This window comes from Micromonospora sp. CPCC 205561, assembly GCF_036906775.1.
In the GTDB taxonomy this organism is placed as follows: domain Bacteria; phylum Actinomycetota; class Actinomycetes; order Mycobacteriales; family Micromonosporaceae; genus Micromonospora.
The window spans coordinates 36843-54763 of sequence record NZ_JBAKHV010000007.1; the positions used below are offsets into that span (position 1 = coordinate 36843).

The 17921-nt window shown below is 73.3% G+C and carries 12 protein-coding genes and 1 pseudogene; 10 read left to right on the top strand and 3 right to left on the bottom strand.

Going from position 1 to position 17921, the window contains the following annotated elements; translation table 11 throughout:
- The first annotated feature begins 207 nt into the window (after nucleotides 1-207).
- Entirely contained in the window at nucleotides 208-618 is a 411-nt protein-coding gene (locus V6V16_RS06845) for a hypothetical protein (protein ID WP_334560584.1), read from the top strand.
- Between the two features lie 265 nt (nucleotides 619-883).
- Nucleotides 884-1366 carry a DinB family protein gene (locus V6V16_RS06850; RefSeq protein ID WP_334560585.1) on the top strand — a complete coding sequence of 161 codons (483 nt, stop codon included), beginning with the start codon at nucleotides 884-886 and terminating at the stop codon, nucleotides 1364-1366.
- Here V6V16_RS06850 and V6V16_RS06855 read toward each other — a convergent pair.
- Nucleotides 1363-1618, bottom strand: a pseudogene (locus V6V16_RS06855) (hypothetical protein); the annotation flags it as partial. The gene V6V16_RS06850 and the pseudogene V6V16_RS06855 sit on opposite strands and share 4 nt — an antisense overlap.
- A gap of 202 nt (nucleotides 1619-1820) precedes the next feature.
- Here V6V16_RS06855 and V6V16_RS06860 point away from each other — a divergent pair.
- Complete coding sequence (locus tag V6V16_RS06860; protein ID WP_334560587.1) at nucleotides 1821-1961, top strand: hypothetical protein; 141 nt, start codon at nucleotides 1821-1823, stop codon at nucleotides 1959-1961.
- 410 nt (nucleotides 1962-2371) lie between these two features.
- Nucleotides 2372-3601, top strand: a complete 1230-nt coding sequence (locus tag V6V16_RS06865; RefSeq protein ID WP_334560589.1) for an ATP-grasp domain-containing protein — start codon at nucleotides 2372-2374, stop codon at nucleotides 3599-3601.
- Here the strand turns inward: V6V16_RS06865 and V6V16_RS06870 are convergent.
- Nucleotides 3592-7050 (bottom strand): non-ribosomal peptide synthetase, encoded by a 3459-nt coding sequence (locus V6V16_RS06870; protein WP_334560591.1) that lies wholly within the window; start codon nucleotides 7048-7050, stop codon nucleotides 3592-3594. The genes V6V16_RS06865 and V6V16_RS06870 overlap by 10 nt on opposite strands.
- A 399-nt stretch (nucleotides 7051-7449) precedes the next feature.
- Here V6V16_RS06870 and V6V16_RS06875 point away from each other — a divergent pair, with 399 nt between their 5' ends.
- From V6V16_RS06875 to V6V16_RS06895, 5 genes are read left to right on the top strand one after another with little or no spacing between them, the layout of a single operon-like run.
- On the top strand, nucleotides 7450-10581 hold the full coding sequence (locus V6V16_RS06875; protein ID WP_334560593.1) for a non-ribosomal peptide synthetase: 3132 nt from the start codon (nucleotides 7450-7452) through the stop codon (nucleotides 10579-10581).
- Between the two features lie 2 nt (nucleotides 10582-10583).
- A complete protein-coding gene (locus V6V16_RS06880) occupies nucleotides 10584-10841 on the top strand; it encodes an acyl carrier protein (RefSeq protein ID WP_334560594.1) in 258 nt (85 codons plus the stop codon).
- Nucleotides 10838-11080, top strand: coding sequence for an acyl carrier protein (locus tag V6V16_RS06885; protein ID WP_334560596.1), 243 nt, complete (start codon nucleotides 10838-10840; stop codon nucleotides 11078-11080). Before V6V16_RS06880 ends, V6V16_RS06885 begins: the two co-directional genes overlap by 4 nt.
- The gene (locus tag V6V16_RS06890) at nucleotides 11067-12614 is read left to right on the top strand and encodes an amino acid adenylation domain-containing protein (RefSeq protein ID WP_334560598.1); all 1548 of its coding nucleotides are present in this window, start codon (nucleotides 11067-11069) and stop codon (nucleotides 12612-12614) included. Before V6V16_RS06885 ends, V6V16_RS06890 begins: the two co-directional genes overlap by 14 nt.
- Entirely contained in the window at nucleotides 12611-15484 is a 2874-nt protein-coding gene (locus V6V16_RS06895; protein WP_334560600.1) for a non-ribosomal peptide synthetase, read from the top strand. Before V6V16_RS06890 ends, V6V16_RS06895 begins: the two co-directional genes overlap by 4 nt.
- Before the next feature lie 61 nt (nucleotides 15485-15545).
- Here the strand turns inward: V6V16_RS06895 and V6V16_RS06900 are convergent, their stop codons facing one another.
- Nucleotides 15546-16889 (bottom strand): MATE family efflux transporter, encoded by a 1344-nt coding sequence (locus tag V6V16_RS06900; protein ID WP_334560602.1) that lies wholly within the window; start codon nucleotides 16887-16889, stop codon nucleotides 15546-15548.
- 71 nt (nucleotides 16890-16960) lie between these two features.
- On the opposite strand from V6V16_RS06900, the gene fabD reads away from it, so the two are divergent.
- A complete protein-coding gene (gene fabD, locus V6V16_RS06905) occupies nucleotides 16961-17914 on the top strand; it encodes an ACP S-malonyltransferase (RefSeq protein ID WP_334560603.1) in 954 nt (317 codons plus the stop codon).
- Nucleotides 17915-17921 lie beyond the last annotated feature (7 nt).

Consider the following 17921-nt stretch of genomic DNA (forward strand, 5'->3'; position numbering starts at 1 on the left):
TGGCTGTCGACAGCACCAGGGATGGTGACCCCGCCGGTACGAGGACGGCTGGCGGCAGCGGAGCGCGGGCGGTGACCAGGGTTGACGGACGTGGGGGGACGCAGCCGCGCGAGACACGCAGTGCACACAGACGAGAGGTCGCAAGGCGGCGATGCCACGTCCGGACCTGGCGGCTGGTGAGTGCCAGATCCATGGGACGATCGTGACGTGACCGTCGTGCGGCTGCCCCAGGGTTCATGGTGGGACTGGGAGGTGCTCGGGTGGAACGGTTCGGAACTGCGATTCGCCGCCGGGTACGACCTGACGTACCACCACGGCTTGGAGTTGGTCTTCACCGACGTCCACTACCTCGCCTGTCCGACCCGGTTCTCTGATCCGAAGTTCCGGGAGCCGACCTTCGACGAGTACGAGACCGTGCGTGCGATCGTCGGGGAGATGCCGCCCGTGGTCGTGGCTTTCGACGTCGAAGCCGTGGTGGGTTGGAAGGTCCTCCCCTGTGTCGTCGCGGCAGCCTCCGTCGAGATCGTGCCGGGGATCGTCTACCGCTACTGGCGAAAGGACCTCAAGGAGGGGGAACGGTTGGCCTCCTTCGTGCGGCGGCCCGACGAAGGTCAGTGACCAAGCAGCGCTTGGCGCCGCATGTCGGTCAGGGCATGGACCCGAGCGACCCCGGTCACCGCACGGTGCGGTAGCAGACAGCGATGTCTTCTGGGGGGAGATGCCGGAGCGCCGGGAGGAAGTTGGATCATCCGGGGCAGCGCCGACAACCGACCGGATGCCATAGTGCCGCCATGAAGGCAGACCTGCACAGCTACCTGAAGGCGGCCGTGACGCGCTGCTGTGGAAGCTCGACGGGCTCAGCGAATACGACATTCGGCGTCCGTTGACCCGGACCGGCACCAACCTGCTCGGGCTGGTGAAGCACTCGGCGGCCATGGAGACCCTCTACTTCGGCGTCGTGTTCGGCCGGCCGTTCGAGCAGGAGCTGCCGTACGTCGGCGACGGAGCGGAGACCAACGCCGACATGTGGGCGACCGCGGACGAGACCCGCGAGGAGATCGTCGGACTGTACCGTCGCGCGATCGCCCACGCCGACATGACGATTGAAGCCCTTGCGCTTGATGAGGTCGGCCGCGTGGCGTGGTGGGGCGATGCAGCGGTCACGTTGCACCGCGTCCTGGTCCACGTCATCGCGGAAACACAACGGCACGCCGGCCACGCTGACATCGTGCGCGAACTCATCGACGGCGCGGCCGGGCTGCTGCCCAGGAACGACAACCTGCCGCCCGCCGACGAGTCATGGTGGCTCGACTACCGCCGGCGGGTGGAGCAGGCCGCCCTCGACGCCAGCAGACGCGACAACTAGGCCTGGCCGATCAGGAGAGCCGGATGACGGCGCGATGAGGAGCAGGGAGCGGGGGTGAGCCAGGCGAGGGTTGACCGGCGGGTGCGGCGTCGGCGACGCGGTGCGCGGAGGCCGTGGTGAGCGCGGCCCGGGAGCTGTCGTTCCAGCGTGGGACGTTGTCGATGCCCTGGTGGCGGTACCCGACGGCTTGGACGATGCAGTCAGGTGTGCCGGCGTCATGGCGAGGATGGTTTCGAGGGTTTCGCCGGCCTTATCGACGGCGGCGGACGTCGAGGTCGTCGTGCAGGTGCGCCTCAGCGTCGTGGACGGTGACCAGCCTCGCACCGTGTCCAGCTCCGGGAGAGAGAACGTCAGGACATCCCACGACTCTCGGGATGATCGGTGGTTACCTCCGCCAGACGAAGCCGGCAAGATCAGCCGTCAGACCCGGGCATCGAGACGCGGAGGAATCTCCATGGACCCAGACGACGCTGAGCAGCAGGCAAGGATCAGGTTCCTCCTCGCCGGAACGGGATTCTTCCGCGCCGGGCAGGTGGCCGCGTGGGTGGTGGTGGTCTACGCCCTCGTGGCGGTGCTTCAGCGAGTCAGCGGGTGACGCTCCGGCACCCCGACCAGTCGGGGTGCCGGGAAGGCGGGGCTCGGGGGCCTTGCTCGCCCGGGCGCGCAGCTGAGTGGCGATCGTGCGGACGCTGAAGAGCCGCGGCGCGCCCGGTTGATGATGGCCAATCGCCGTTCACCGGCCCGCACGGTTCTGGGCTCGGCGCCCGACGCCGGGCTAGGCTCTCCCATTGCGATGTGTCAATCTGTACGCCGTCGGGGAGGCCCTGGGCGGAACGGCGCCGGCCACGACAGGCCCGATCCGTCGTTCGAGGCCGCGCCCGAACGAGCGCTGCCGCTCGACCGGTTCCGGTTCGCGTACCGGACGTCGCGCTTCCGGTGCCCCGTGGCGGCGGCGCGGGACGCCGAGCAGGTCGGCGTCCCTTCCGGCTTGAAGGAGCGGGTCGAATGAGTCTTCCGACGTGCCTGGTCGTCTACGACAGGGGATCGGCCAGTGCGGTGGCCGTCCTGTCGGCCGCGCGCGGGGTCTGTGAGGTCGTGTTCCTGCGGCTGAGGCGGGAGGACGCGGCGGCCTCGGAGCTGTGGGGGATCCCGGAGGACGCCCGCGTCGTCGACGCCGTCGGGCTCTCCGAGGACGATGTCTGCGAGCTCGCCGCGACGCTGCGTCCGGACGGGGTTGCGGCGTTCAACGACTACCGGCTGCACCTGGCTGCCCGCATCGCGGAGCGCTGCGGGCTGCCGTTCCACAGCCCGAAGACGGTGCCCGCCCTGACCGACAAGTACCTGCAGCGCACCCTGCTGAACGCGGCGGGGGTGCCGTCGCCTCGGGCGCGGCTGGTGCGCGGCGTCGACGACGCGGTCGCCGCCGTCGCCGACGTCGGACTGCCGGCGGTGCTGAAGCCCCGCAACGGTGCCGGCAGCGTGGACACCGCCCGCGTCGATTCGCTCGGGCAGTGCCGAACCCACATCGCCGAGTTCCGGGCACGTGGCAGCGGCGACCTCGTCCTGGAAGAGCTGTTGACCGGAGATCCGTCGGTGGCCGGAGAGCACTGGGGGGACTTCGTCTCGGTCGAGTCCGTGGTGCGGGGCGAGGACGTCCAGACCGTCTGCGTGACCTCCAAGCTGCCGCTCGCGCCGCCGTTCCGCGAGACAGGGCACGTGCTGCCCTGCACCCTGTCGGAACGCGACCAGGCCGCCGCGGCGGCGGTCGCCGTCGCCGCGCTGCGGGCGCTGGGCGTCCGGCACGGCGTGACGCACACCGAGATCAAGTTGACCCCGACCGGCCCTCGCGTCATCGAGGTGAACGGCCGGCTGGGCGGCTACGTCCCGGTGCTGCTGCGCCGCGCGGCGGGCTTCGACCTCGTACGGACCGTGCTGCGGCTGGCGGTGGACGAACCGGTGACGGTGCCGGCACTGGTGTGGAAGCGGATGGAGTTCGCCTATCTGCCCGCGCCCCCGGTGGCGGCGAGGACCCTGGTGTCCTGGAACGACGTGCGCCCCCGCGACCTCCCCGGCATCCGCAGCATCGAGTTGCGCTCCAGGCCGGGCCGGACGCTGGACTGGCGCGACGGCACCGCCAGCAGCATCGCTCTGGTGCACGGCACGGCGACGACGCACGACGAGATCCTGGCATCCCTGGCCGAGCTGAACGCGCGGTGGAACGTCGTCTACGGCTGAACCTCCGGCGGCTCACCGGCCCCGGTGCGCGCCTGCCGCTTGCGGCGTACCTGCTGCTGCCGCCGCAGGCGGGCGCGCTGCGCCTCGCCGTCCTCCGCGGCCGTGTCGGGCTCGTCGGCGACCGCGCCGGCCAGGTGGGCCGCGAACGTACGTACCGTCGAATAGCGGAACAGGTCGGCGATGCGCGCCCGGGGGGCGGCGTGGGCGCGCACCTCGCTGAGCAGGCGGACCACCAACAGGGAGTTGCCGCCGGAGCGGAAGAAGTCGTCGGTCACCCCGATGCGGTCGTTGCCGAGCACCCGCCGCCAGGCTGCCAGCAGCGCCTCCTCGACGTCGCCCTCCGCCGTGGTCGCCTCGGACGCGGCGGGGCGCGCCTCGATCCTGGGCAGCGCCTTGCGGTCGAGCTTTCCGTTGGGGGAGACCGGCAGCGCGGGCACGGTGGCGACCAGGGCGGGGATCATCTGACGCGGTAGCGTGCGCGCCAACTCGATCCGCAGCCACTCCGCGTCGACCGCCGATCCGTCGACGGTGACGCAGTGGGCGGCGAGGGCGGCCTGTTCGCCGTCGGTCTGCACGACCACGGCACAGTCCCGCAGGCCGGGCAGAGCGGTCACGGCCCGTTCGATCTCCTCCAGCTCGATCCGGTAGCCGTTGAGCTTGACCTGGTTGTCGAGGCGCCCGACGAGCTCGATGGTGCCCTCGGGCGTCATCCGGGCGAGGTCGCCGGTGCGGTAGACCGTGGCCCCGTCGTCGAGGTGCGGCGAGGAGACGAAACGCCGCGCGGTCAGCTCCGGGTCCCCGACATAGCCCTGGCTCACGCCCGCGCCGCCGATGACGAGTTCACCGAACATGCCGACGGGCACCGGGCGCAGGAAGGCGTCGACGACGTGCACGGTGGTGTTGGCGAGCGGCGTGCCGACCAGCGGCCGTGACCCGGAGTCGAGCTGCCAGGCGGTGGACCACACCGTCGTCTCGGTCGGACCGTACATGTTCAGCACCCTGGGTATCCCGAGTTCGCGCAGCGTGGTGGCGAGGGCCGGGTCGAGCGGCTCGCCGCCGACGAGCAGGGTGTGCAGCCGGGCGAGGGCCCGGGGTCCGCCGGGCATCCGCAGCACCGTCCGGACGAACGTCGGTGTCGCCTGAAGCGCGGTGACTCCGGCGGTCTCGATCAGGTCGGGGACCTTGACCGGTTCGGTGTCGGTCTCCGTCAGCTGGTTCAGCGTCTCCATGCTCTCGCCGACGATGACGTGGACCCCGCGGCTGAGCGTCCACAGCAGTTCGAGTACCGCGATGTCGAAGGTGACGTTGGTGACGGCGAGCCACACCGGCCGCGGTGGCAGCGGGACGGTCTCGTCCATCGCCGTGAAGAAGTTGGCCAGGTTGCGGTGCGTGACCTGGACACCCTTCGGCACGCCGGTCGAGCCCGAGGTGAAGATGACGTACGCGGTGTCGGGCGCCGCGACCTCGGGAGGGGCGGTCGACGGCGGGTGGTCGGTGAACTCGGTCAGCGGCAGGATCCGCCCGCCGAACGGTGGCAGCGGCACGGCGGGATGTTCGACGACGAGCGCGGCGCATCCGGCGCCGGCCAGGCTGGCCGCCGACCGCCGCGGCGGTGCGGCGCCGTCGAGGGGGACGTACGCCAGGCCGGCGCTGAGCACGCCGAGCAGGGTCGCGACGAGGTCGGTGGAGCGGGGCAGCAGCACGCCGACGCGGTCGCCGGGGCGTAGCCCCGCCGCGATCAGGCCGGCCGCCACGGCCTCGGCCCGCTCGGCCAGCGCGGCATTGGTCAGGGTCCGGCCCCGGAAGGTCGCCGCGGCGGCGGTCGGGTGGGCGCGCAGCCGGGCCAGGATCCGCGTGTGCACCGCTTCGGCGGGCAGTTCCCGGGCGGTGGCGGCGTTCCACCGGGCCACGTGGGCGAGGTCCTCGGCCCCGGCCAGCGACAGGTCGCCGAGACGGGCGTCCGGGTCGGCCGCCATCAGCCGGACCACGTGGGCGAACCAGTCCACCAGGCGGGACATGTCGGACTCGGTGAACATCTCGCTGTTGTAGACGAGGAAGCCCCTGCCCAGATCGCCCTCCTCGCGCAGCTTGAACATGAGGTCGTACTGCGTCGCGTAGACCGGCGCGACGGCCAGCCCGGTCTCCAGCCCGGTCAGCGAGAGCCCGGTCTCGGGGTAGCTCTGCAGGATGAAGATGGCCTGGAACAGCGGCGAGTGCGAGACGCTGCGGTCCGGTGCGACCGCCTGCACCACCTGGTCGAACGGGAGGTCCTGGTGGGCGAAGGCGTCGAAGACGCTGCGTCGGACGGTGGCGAGGAACTCGCGGACCGTCTGCTCCGGACGGGGGCGCATCCGCACCGTTATCGAGTTGAAGAACAGCCCGAGCGTGTTCTCCAGCACCGGGTAGGGCCGACTGGCCAGCGGGCTCCCGACCGCGAGGTCGTCGACGCGGGCCATCCGTGACAACAACAGGCCGTACGCCGCGACCAGGGCGCCGTAGAGGGTGGTGCCACACTCGGCGCACAGTTCCCGCAGCCGCTTCATCAGGTCGGCGTCGTAGGTGAACACCAGCGCGTCGCCGCGGTAGCTCTGCACGGCGGCGCGCGGCCGGTCGGGCACCAGTTCGAGCACCGGCGGCAGCTGCGCCAGTTCGCCGCGCCAGAACTCGCGCTGCTTCTCGGCCACCTCACCGGTGATCCACTGTCGTTCCCACGCGGCAAAGTCCGCATACTGCACCGGCAGGTCGGGCAGGTCCGGCTCGCGCCCCTCGACGGCGGCGGAGTACAGCTCCGAGATCTCCTTGCGGATCAGGCCCGCCGACCAGCCGTCGGAGATGACGTGGTGCTGGGTGACGACGAAGATCCAGTCCGATGTCCCGGTGCGGATGAGGTCGAAGCGGACGAGCGGCGCACGCGACAGGTCGAAGCGGGTCGCGACGATCTCGTAGAGCAGCCGCCGGACCACCTCGTCGGCCTCTCCCCGCAGGTCGTGCTCGCGGTACGCCGGCCGTCCCCGCGGGTCCGCCACCTGGAGCAGGTCGTCGCCCTCCTCCACGAGCCCGGACCGCAGGATCTCGTGGCGGGTGGTGACGGCCTCGACGGCGGAGCGCAGCGCACCGGTGTCCAGCGGGCCGGTGATCGTGCGCGCCATGTACATGTTGTAGATCGGTACGTCGGTCGCGAGCTGCTCGATCAGCCAGAGGCGCCGCTGCGCGTACGAGGCCGGCAGCGGCCCCGTGCGGTCGACCGGGACGATGCGTACGGCGCGGCGCCGCTCTTCGTGCTCCTGCTCGCGCACGAACTGAAGCACCTCGTCGCGGTGCGCGGCGAGGCGGGCCCGCAGCGACTCGGTGAGTCGCTCGCGCGGGCCGGTGATCCGCAGCTTGTCGCCGTGGGCGGAAAGGCTCATGCCCAGTTCCGCCAGTTCGGCCAAGAGGTCGATCAGTGCCATCGGTCTCGGTCTCCTTCGCCTGTCTCGCGCGCAACAGGAGCGGCCGTGGCAGCGCAGCCGACATCGGTAATGCGCAGCTATTCAATTGGCGCCCAAAAATGCGAAACGGCGACCGTCCGAGGCGGGGCCGCCGCGACATGATGGCACGTGAGCGGCCCGGATTTTCCCGTACCTCGTCATGTTGCTCTGCTGTGGACCGCTTCCGGTCAAGCTATCGCCGGGACCACATGCCGGCAACCCCTGTGAAACAGATCACAGAATATTGAGCGATGCCCTTCAATTGCTAAATAATGCTCGCGGTCGCCGTTCGGCGGGCCACTCACTCCGGTATGGAGGGGCGGTAGGGCCGCACGGTCGGTGACGAGGGGCGCACCCGAGCCCCTCGGACGGGGGGAGCACGTGAAGCCAACGCGGCCGGAACACGACCGCGCGCCGCTCAGCGTCCAACAGCACGCCGTGCATGTCGCACAGCAGTTCGCGGCGGACGGCGGCGCGGGCTACAACGTGGCAGCGGCGTACCGGCTGACGGGGGCCCTGGACGAGGGGCGCCTGGACCGGGCCCTGACGGAGGTGGTCCGACGGCAGCCGCAGCTGCGCGTCCGACTTCAGGACGAGGGTTCCGGCACGTACCAGGTGCTCCAGCCCGCACCCACCGCGCTGCTGCGGACGGCGGACGTGGCCGCGGAGGAGCTCGACGCGCACCTGGCGGCGCTGTGCGAGGTGCCGTTCGCGGCCGAGGACCGGGTGCGGCTGCGGGCCCACCTGCTGCGCCAGGGCGACGGGGTGGCAGTGCTGCTGATCGTCTTCGACCACCTCGCGGTCGACGCGCCGTCGCTGCCGGTGTTCCTGGGTCAGCTGTCGCGTGCGTACGCGGGCGTCGCCGAACCGGAGCCCGACGGCGCGGACTACTTCGCCTACGTGCGCTGGCAGCAGGAGTTCGCCGCCTCCCCGGCCGGCCACGCCGCGCGGCGGTTCTGGCAGGAGACGCTGGACGGGGTGGACCCGGCCCGCGGCATCGCGCCGGGCACCGTCGCGACGACCGCCCCGGCCCGCGTCGCGTCGGTCCCGGTGCGGCTGCCCGTCGACCTGACCGCCCGGGCCGCCCGGCTCGGGGTGACGCCGTTCTCGGCCTGCCTGGCCGCGTACGCGTTGGTGCTGCAACACCTCACCCGCAACGACGACGTGGTGGTGGCCTTTCCCGGCGTCGACTGGCGGCGCTCGCGGTACCCGCAGGTCGTCGGCCTCTTCTCCGACATGCTCAGGCTTCGCGCGCCCGCCCTGGCCACCCCGACGCTCGGTGACTACGCGCACCTGGTGCAGGAGCACGTCATGGACGCCGTACGGCACCAGGGTGTCGCCCCGCACGCGGCGCGGGCGGGCGGACACCTGATCCGGCCGGGTCGTCCCCCGCTGCCGGCGGTGCTCTCCTTCAACGAGGCGTCCTTCCCCCTCCTCACGCTGCCCGGCGTCGACTGCGAGCGGGTCGAGTTCGCCACCCGGGGCGGCAAGGCCGAGCTCTTGCTCTCCGTCAACACGCACGAGGGCGCGCACACCGGGCGGCTCGACCACCGCACCGACCTGTTCCACGCCGCCGAGGCCGACGCGATCGCCCGAGGGTTCGAGACGGTGCTCGCCGAGCTGCTCACCGGCGCCGGCTCCCCGCTCACGGTGGCCCTGGCCGACCCCGGGACCCGGGAACGGATCCGCACCGACTGGGCCGTCGGCCCGCCGGCCCACCGGGGGCCCGGCGTGGTCGAGGCGTTCCGTGCCCACGCCGACGACCGACCCGACGCACTCGCGCTCGTCGCCGACGGCCGCACCGTGAGCTACACCGAGCTGGACCGCTGGTCCGCTCACCTGGCCGCGCAGCTCGGCGCCCTGTCCCTGCCGCCCGGTTCGGTGGTCGCACTGTGCGTTCCGCGCTCGGCCGCGTTCGTCGCGGCCGTGCTGGCGATCCTGCGGTGCGGCCACGCGTTCCTGCCGGTGGACATGGAACAACCGGCCGGCCGGCGGTCCTTCGTGCTGACCGACGCCGGGGCCGCCGCCGCGGTCGTCACGGCGACCGCCGACGCCCCGGCCGGGCTGCCGGTGGTCGTCGCCGGGCGGGTACCGCCACCGGCCGGCCCGGAGGGGCCCGCCCCGAACGTCGCCGTCGATCCCGACGCGCCGGCCTACCTGATCACCACCTCGGGCACCACGGGCCTGCCGAAGACGGCGGTCGTCCCGCACCGCGCCATCCTCAACAACCTGCGGTTCAAGCAGCACGAGTTCGGCCTGGCGCACACCGACCGGTTCTACTTCAAGACCCCGCCGGTCTTCGACGCCTCCATCTGGGAGTACCTGACGCCGCTGGTCGTCGGCGCCGCCGTCGTCGTCGCTCCGCCACCCGCCCACCGTGACCCGGCCCTGATGCACACCGAGCTGCGTACCCACGACGTGAGCGTGGTGCAGTTCGTGCCGACCCTGCTCGGCGCGATGCTCGCCGAACGGGCCGACTGGGACTGTCCGCGCCTGCGCTGGATCTTCTGCGGCGGGGAGCGGCTGACCCATGAGACAGCCGCCGCGGCGGCCGCCGCCACCGGCGCGCGGGTCGTGAACCTCTACGGCCCGAGCGAGACCGCCATCGACGCGACCTTCCACATCCGCGACGACGGGCCGCCGGAGCCCGGCGCCGAGCTGCCCATCGGCCGGCCCCTGGCCGGGGTGCGGACCTACGTTCTCGGGCGGGGAGGACAGCTGCTGCCGCCCGGGTTCCCCGGCGAACTGCACGTCGGGGGCGTCGGGCTGGCGCTGGGCTACGTCAACCGCGACCAGCTGACCGCGAAGGCGTTCGTCCCCGACACCGTCACCGGCCAGGGCGGCGGCCGGCTCTACCGCACCGGCGACCTCGCCCGGTGGCGCGGCGACGGCACCATCGTCTACCTGGGCCGGGAGGACGACCAGGTCAAGCTCCGCGGACTGCGCGTCGAGCTGGAGGGCGTCCGGCGGATCCTGCTGCGGTTCCCCGGTGTCGTCGACGCCCTCGTCACGGTCCACCCCCGACGGCCCGACGCGCTCGTCGCGTACGTGGTCGGCCCCGACGGCCTCGACGCGGCGCGGCTGCGCGAGCACCTGGCCGACGAGTTGCCCGCCGAACTGGTGCCCGGCCACCTGGTGGCGATCGACCGGATCCCGACCGGGGCCACCGGCAAGGCGGACCCCCGTCGCCTGCCGGTGCCGGAGACCGGGCTCGCGGTCGCCGCCGACGCGCGGCCGCGCGGCACGGTGGAGCAGCTGCTCACCGGGCTCTGGGCGCGGGCGCTCGGTGCCGCCCCGGAGCGCCTCCCGCGCGACGTGCCCCTGTTCGCGCTGGGCGCCAGCTCGGTGACGCTCATCCAGGTGCACCGCGAGATCCGGCGGGAGCTCCGGGTCGAGATGCCGGTCACCGACCTGTTCAAGTTCCCGACCATCGCCGCGCTCGCCGCCGCGCTGACGCCGCGCCTCGACGGCGCCCGCCGCGACCGGCCACCAGGATGCGCAGAAACGGAGTGACGATGTCCGATGCCACCCACACTCCGCCGCAGCACCTCGTCGACGAGGTGCGTGCGGTGTGGGAGAAGGTGCTGGGCCACCCCGACTTCGGCGACCAGGACCCCTTCTTCGAGGTCACCGGGGGCAACTCGCTGACCGCCGTGCAGGTGATGGTGGAACTCACCGACCGCGTCGGCAGCCGGCTGCCGATGCGGCTGATCCTGCGCAACCGTACGGTCGTGGCGCTCGCCGCGGCGATCGACGCGGAGGTCGCCCGGTGACGCGCTCCACCGCGGAGGTCGTCGCGGACATCGTCGCCGACGTCCTCGGCATCGAGGAGATCGACCCCGCGGACAGCTTCTACGACCACGACGGCACGTCGTTGCAGGCGCTGCGGATCTGCGCCCGGATCGAGCGCGCGACCGGCGTCGCGCTGACCCCGGTCGACCTGCTGGACAACGACGTGCTGGGCGACTTCGTCGCCCTCGTGTCGGCGAGGTCTGCCGGTGACGGCGGCTGACGGTGCGGGGCCGAGCCTGGTCCACCAGGCGGTCGCCCGGACGGCCGAGCGGTTCCCGCGTGCCACCGCCCTCGTGCACCGTGGGTCGCGGGTCGAGTACGCCGACCTGCACCGGCGCGCGCTCGCCGTGGCCGCGCGCCTCGCCGGGCAGGGGATCGGTGCGGGTGCGGTCGTGCCGCTCTGCGCACCCCGCTGCCCGGAGCTGGTCGTCGCCCAGCTCGGCGTGCTGTGGTGCGGCGCGGCGTACACGATCGTCGACCCACGGTGGCCGGCGGAGCGCCGGCTCGCCATCGGCGACCTCGTCGCGGCGCCCCTGGTGCTCGCCGCGGATCCGGGCCAGGACTGGGGCGGTCGCCCGACGCTGCCACTGACGGCGGCCCGTCCGCCCCGCGCCGGTGCGGCCGGTGCGGCACACCCGTCCGCCGCCGCGCCCGCGACGGAGGTCGACGCCGGGGCGGCGGCGACGGTCGTCTTCACCTCCGGTACCACCGGCCGCCCCAAGGGGGTGGTGCTGCCACACCGCGCGGTGACGCGGATGTTCCGAGGCGCCCCGCCGCCGGGTTTCGGCCCCGGGCACGCGATGCCCCAGGGGGCGCCGCCGTGGTGGGACATGTACAGCTACGAGCTGCTCGGCCAGCTGATGACCGGCGGTACGTCGCTGCTCGTCGACGGCGACTACCTCACCCCCGGCACACTGCGCCGGATGGTCCGCCAGGACGGCGCGACCACGCTGCGTCTGACCACCTCGCTCTTCACGCTCTTCGTCGACGAGGACCTGGAGAGCTTCGCCGGGCTGGGGACGGTGCTGGTGGGCGGGGAACGCCTGCCCGCCCCGCACGCGGCCCGGTTCCTGCGCCGCTACCCGCGGACCGCGCTGCTCAACGCGTACGGCCCGACCGAGAGCTGCATGCACACCACCACCCACCGGGTCCGACCCGAGGACTGCGCCGACGGCGCGGACATCCCCATCGGCTCTCCCGTCCCGGCGACGACCGTACTGGTGCTCGACGGGCAGGGCCGGCTCTGCCCGCCGGGGCAGACCGGCGAGATCTGCGTCGCCGGCGACGGCCTGGCCACCTGCTACCTGGGCGAGCCGGAGCTGACCGCCCGCGCCTTCGCGCCGGTCGAGGTCGGCGGCGCGTCGGTGCGGGCGTACCGCACCGGCGACTACGGCCTCGTCGACCCGGACGGCCTGCTGCGCTTCCGGGGCCGGCGCGACCGGCAGACCAAGATCGCCGGTCATCGGGTCGAACCCGCCGAGGTCGAGGCGGCGGCACGACGCTCGCCCGGCGTGCGCGACTGCGCGGTGACCGTGGTCGACCAGGCCCTGGCGTTGTTCTACGTGCCCGGTGACGGTCCGGGCGGCCCCGCGGCGGTGCGCCACGACCTGCTGAGCCGGCTGCCCCGGCCGCTCGTGCCGACGATCGTGCGGGCGCTGGACCGGCTGCCGCTGACCCCCAACGGCAAGCTCGACCACGACGCGCTGGCGACCGCCGCCCGTACCCCGACGACCCGAACCCGGAGCACGCGTTGACCGCCTACCCCATGACCCACGAGCAGGAGGCGATCTGGCTCAACGACGCCTTCGCGGAGGGCAGGTCCCGCTACACGGTGCTCTGGACGCACCGCATCGACGGCCGGCTCGACCGCGGCGCGCTCGCGCTGGCGATCGACCGCCTGAGCGCCGCGCACCCGGGTCTGCGCACCCGCTTCGGGCTCGAGAAGGGGCAGCCGGCCCAGGTCGTCCGGGAGACGACGGTGGCGCTGGAGAGCGAGGACTGCCCGCCGGAGGGGATCGACGGGCGGCTGCGTGAGCTGGCCGAACTCGAACTGGACCTGGACGAGGGCCCGATGCGCGCCTTCCTGCTCCGGCTCGGGCCCGAGGAACACGTGCTCGCCATCCTCCTGCACCACATCGTCATGGACGGGTGGTCGATGCAGGTCATGGCCGACGACATCGCCCGCTGGTACGCCGACCCGACGGTTCCGGCCGAGCCCGCGCTGACCATGGGTGAGTACGCGCGGCGCCAGCGGGCCCGCGAGGTCGACGCCGCGGCCGTGGCGTACTGGCGTGAGCGGCTGAAGTCGCCGCCACAGTTCACCACCGTCCCGGTGGACCGGCGGCGCCCGGCGGAACTCGGACCGGCCGGTGGCCGCGTCGAGTTCACCCTCGACGCGGGCACCGCGCAGGCCGTACGGGCCGCCGCGCGCGCCGGGCGCACGACCGTGTTCACCGTGCTGACGGCCGCGTACGCCGCTCTGCTGCACCGCCACGGCGGGCAGCAGGACCTCATCGTCGGCACGCCGGTGGCCCGCCGCGGCGCGGCCGAACTGGACCGGGTCGTGGGCTGCCTGGCAGACCTGCTGCCGCTGCGGCTCACGGTGCGGCCGGAGATGTCGTTCGCCGAGTTGGTGGCGGCGGTGAAGCAGGAGAGCCTGGCGGCGCAGCGGCACCGCGACGTGCCGTTCGCGACGATCGTCCGGCAGACCGTCACCGCCGCCGAGCTGGATCGCTTCCCCCTGTTCCAGACCGTCATCGGCATCGACGACGGCGAGTCCACCCGGCTGCGGCTGCCGGGCCTGCGGGTCGAGCCGCTGGAGGTGCACACCGGCACGAGCAAGTTCGACCTGCTGCTGCGGCTGAGCGGATCCGACGGCCCGATCCTGGGCCTGCTCGACTACTCCACCGAGCTCTACCGGCCGGCTACGGCGCGGCGGCTGGTCGAGCGGTTCCGGACGCTGCTGGCGGACGCCCTCGCCCGGCCGAACCGCTCCGTCGGCGACCTCGACCTGCTTGCCCCGGACGAGTTCGACCTCGTCACGCGGGTGTTCGCACAGGCCCCGGCGCCGGCCACGCGGCCCGCGCTGGCGCACGAGGCGTTCGAGGCGCAGCGGCGACGCACCCCCGACGCGATCGCCGCCGTCTGGCGGGACCGGCAGGTCACCTACGCCGAGCTGGGGGAGGCCGCCGACCGGCTGGCCCGGGTGTTGCACCGGCAGCGTGACGGCGGCCCGGTGCGGCCGATCGGCATCCTCCTGGAGCGGTCGATCGACATGGTCGTCGCGGTGCTGGCGGTGCTCAGGTCGGGCGCCGGCTACGTGCCCCTGGACCCGACCTACCCGGGCGAGCGCCTGGCGTACATGCTGGGCGACAGCGACGTGGCGTGCCTGCTCGCCCAGCCGGGGCTGGCCGCCGCGGTGCCGATACCCGACGGCGTCACCGTCCTCGGACCGGACCGGTGGTACGAGCTGCCGGACGCGGCCGGAACCGGGCTGCCCGTGGCGACCGAGGCCGACCTCGCCTACCTGATCTACACCTCCGGCTCCACCGGCCTGCCCAAGGGCGTCGCGATGCCGCACGGCCCACTGGCCGGGCTGGTCGGCTGGCAGTGCGCCGACTCGGCCTGCGGACCGGGCGACCGGACCCTGCAGTACTCGGCGCTCAGCTTCGACGCGTCGTTCCTGGAGATCTTCAGCACCTGGGCGAGCGGTGGCACGCTGGTGCTCGTGGACGCCGAGGTGCGCGCCGACTACGACCTGCTGCTGGCCGAGATCAGGCGGCACACCGTGCGGCGGATGTTCCTGCCCTTCGCGGCGTTGCAGAGCATCGCCCAGTACGTGACCGCACTCGGGCTGGAGCCGCCGCCACTGCGGGAGTTCGTCTGCGCCGGCGAGCAGCTCCACATCACGCCGGCGATCCGGCGTTTCTTCGCCGGGCTCGACGACGCGACGCTGTTCAACCAGTACGGCCCGAGCGAGACCCACAGCGTGACCTCGCTGCGGATCGACGGCGATCCCGCCACCTGGCCGCCGCTGCCGGCGATCGGCCACCCGATCAACAGCGCCCGCGTCACCATCCTCGACGACCGGCTGCGGCCCCAGCCGATCGGTGTCGCCGGCGAGCTGTGCGTCTCCGGGCTGCCGCTGGCCGACGGCTACTGGCGCAAGCCCGAGCTGACCGGGGAGCGCTTCGTCGACAGCCCGCTGCCCGGCTTCGGGCGGCTCTACCGGACCGGCGACCTCGCCCGGTTCCGCCACGACGGGCGGATCGAGTTCCTGGGCCGGCGCGACGGCATGGTGAAGATCCGCGGCTACCGCGTCGAGCTGGGCGAGGTCGAGGCCGCGCTACGCCACGCGCCCGGCATCGTCGCGGCGGCCGTGGTCGCGGAGACCCTCGGGGTCGGCGACACCCGCCTCACCGCCTTCTACCGCACCGCCTCGGGCGAGCAGGTCCACGCCGACACGCTGCGCGGGGCGATCGCGCCCCGGGTGCCCGACTACATGCAGCCGTCGCGCTTCGTCCACCTCGCCGCGGAGTTCCCCCGTACGCCGAGCGGGAAGGTCGACCGGCTGGCGCTCGTGCGTGAACACGGCGCGCGACCGGCCTCCCCACCCCGCCGCTGAGCGTCCCCGGGCCCGTCGCGTCGTTCGCGCGCCCGGTGCGGGGGCGACGCGACGGGCGCGGTCACCGGACCGTCGCCGGCTTCCGCAGGCCGCCGCTGACACGCAGGAACGCGGTGCCCTGGCCGATCCCGACCAGCACGTTGATCACCACGAGCGTGGTCCAGAGCCCGATGATGCCCGTCGCGGAGGCGACCGGCAGGGCGATCGCGGCGAGCACGCCGTAGAGCACGGAGAAGACGACGAAGCTCGGCACGGTGCGCTTGAGGCCGGTGAGGCCGAAGCCGAGGACGGCCTGCAGGCCGTCGCCGAGGATGGCCAGGGCCACGACCGGCATCAGGCCGATCATCACCTCGCGCACGTCGGGGTCCACGGTGAACAGCGGGAGGATGGCGGGGCGCAGGACCACCAGCAGCAAGCAGAGCGTCCCGACCACGGTGGTGGTGACCAGCAGCCCGGCCCGTACGCCGCGGCGCACGCCCGGGATGTCGGCGGTCGCCGCCCGGCTGCTGACGAGCGGGATGCCCGCCTGGCCCACCGCGACGGCGGCGGTGAAGGTCAGGCCGACCAGCGCCGTGGCGATGCTGTGCGCGGCGGCGGCGGTCGTGCTGATCCGGGCGGCGGCGAACGCGAGCACGCCGAGGACGCCGAACTTGACCAGCACGGTGCCGGCCATGGGGATGCCGACCTTCGCCAACTCCAGCACCCGGCCGGGGTGCGGCCTGGACACCGCGAGCCCGGCCAGCGAGGTGCCCAGCTTGGACCGCAGGCCGAGCATGGTCAGCACGCAGGTGGCCAGGCTCGCGACCAGCATGGCCAGGCCCGAGCCCGGCAGCCCGAGCGCCGGCAGCGGCCCGGCCCCGTTGACCAGCAGCAGCGACAGGACGGCGGTGCAGGTGGCCCCGACCAGGCCGGCCCGCATCACGACCTTGCTGTGCCCCAGGCCGACGAGGCTCGAGGAGGCCATCGCGGCGATGGAGCCCAGCAGCACGGCCCCGGCCATCAGCAGCGGGAAGTAGCCCAACTCGGCGATCGTCTCGGCCGGCACGCCGCTGGACCTGGCCAGCAGGCCCGTCCCGGCCACGGCGGCCGCGCCGAGCACGCCGATCGTCAGGGCGAGCCAGGTGCCGTCCCGGACGACCCTGATCACGCCGGCGCGGTCGTCGCCCGCCGCCGACACGAACGGCATGACGCCGCGCACCGCCCCGGTGACGGCGGCGGTCGCCGGGAAGTAGACGGCGCCGGTCAACGCGAACGCCGCGAGGGCGGCCGTGCCGAACCGGCCCAGCGCGGCCGTGTTCACCAGGGCGCTGACCGACGCCGCGATCATCGAGAGATACAGCGGTGCGGCCACCGCGACGATCCTCCTCGCGTCGCCGCGCTGGTCTGCCGATTGCTGCTCGGTCACGAAGCCCTCCGAATTCCGCCCATTGTCGCTGCTCAATTGACTACGTCCGGCCGGCGAACCAAGCTGGAAATATGCTCGCACACCGTTTCGCCGCGCTCTTTCCAGGCCAGGGCTCGCAGATTCCCGCGATGGCCGCCCGGCTCGCCACGGCCGACGCCCGGTTGCCCACGCCGTACCTTGACACGGCCGACGAACTGCTGGGAATGCCACTGAGCCGACTTTGTCTGCGGGGTTCGGCCGAAGAGTTGCGCGACACGGCGGTGGCACAGCCGGCCATCCTGCTGACCAGCCTGATCGCGCTCGAACTGCTGCGCGAGCGCGGCCTGGAACCCGCCGTCGCGGTCGGGCACAGCCTCGGCGAGTTCGCCGCGCTGGTCGCCGCCGGGGTGCTGGAGTGGACCGACGCACTGCGGTTGGTGCACCGCCGCGGGCAGCTGATGGCCGAGGTGGGCCGGGCGGCGCCCGGCGGTATGGCCGCGGTGCTCGGCATCGAGGCCGCCCGCGTCGAGGAGATCTGCGCGCGGGTGGGACGCGACGGCGGTGGCACCGTCGAGGTGGCCAACTACAACGCCGAGCGCCAGACGGTCGTCTCCGGCACCGCGGCCGGGATCGCGGCGGCGAGCGCGGCCGCGCGGGAACTCGGCGCCGACGTCGTCGCGCTCAAGGTCTCGGCGCCGTTCCACTCCAGCCTCATGCGGGACGTCGAGCAGGAGTTCACCTCGGCCCTGGACGAGGTCGCGTTCGGCACCCCACGGATCCCCGTCGTCTCCACGGTCACCGCACGGCCACTGCTGGACGGGCCGGCCGCCGCCGTGGCGCTGCGGCGCCAGCTCTGCGCGCCCGTGCGCTGGCACGAGGTCGTACGCGCGCTGGCCGAGCAGGAGATCGCCGCGTTCGTCGAGGTCGGACCCGGCCGGGTGCTGGCCAACCTCGGCGGCGCGATCGCGCCCGGCGTCCCCGCCCTGCCGGCGGGCACCACCGAGCAGCTCGACGCGGCGGCGGCCCGCCTGCGCGCCCGGCAGTAGCCGACCG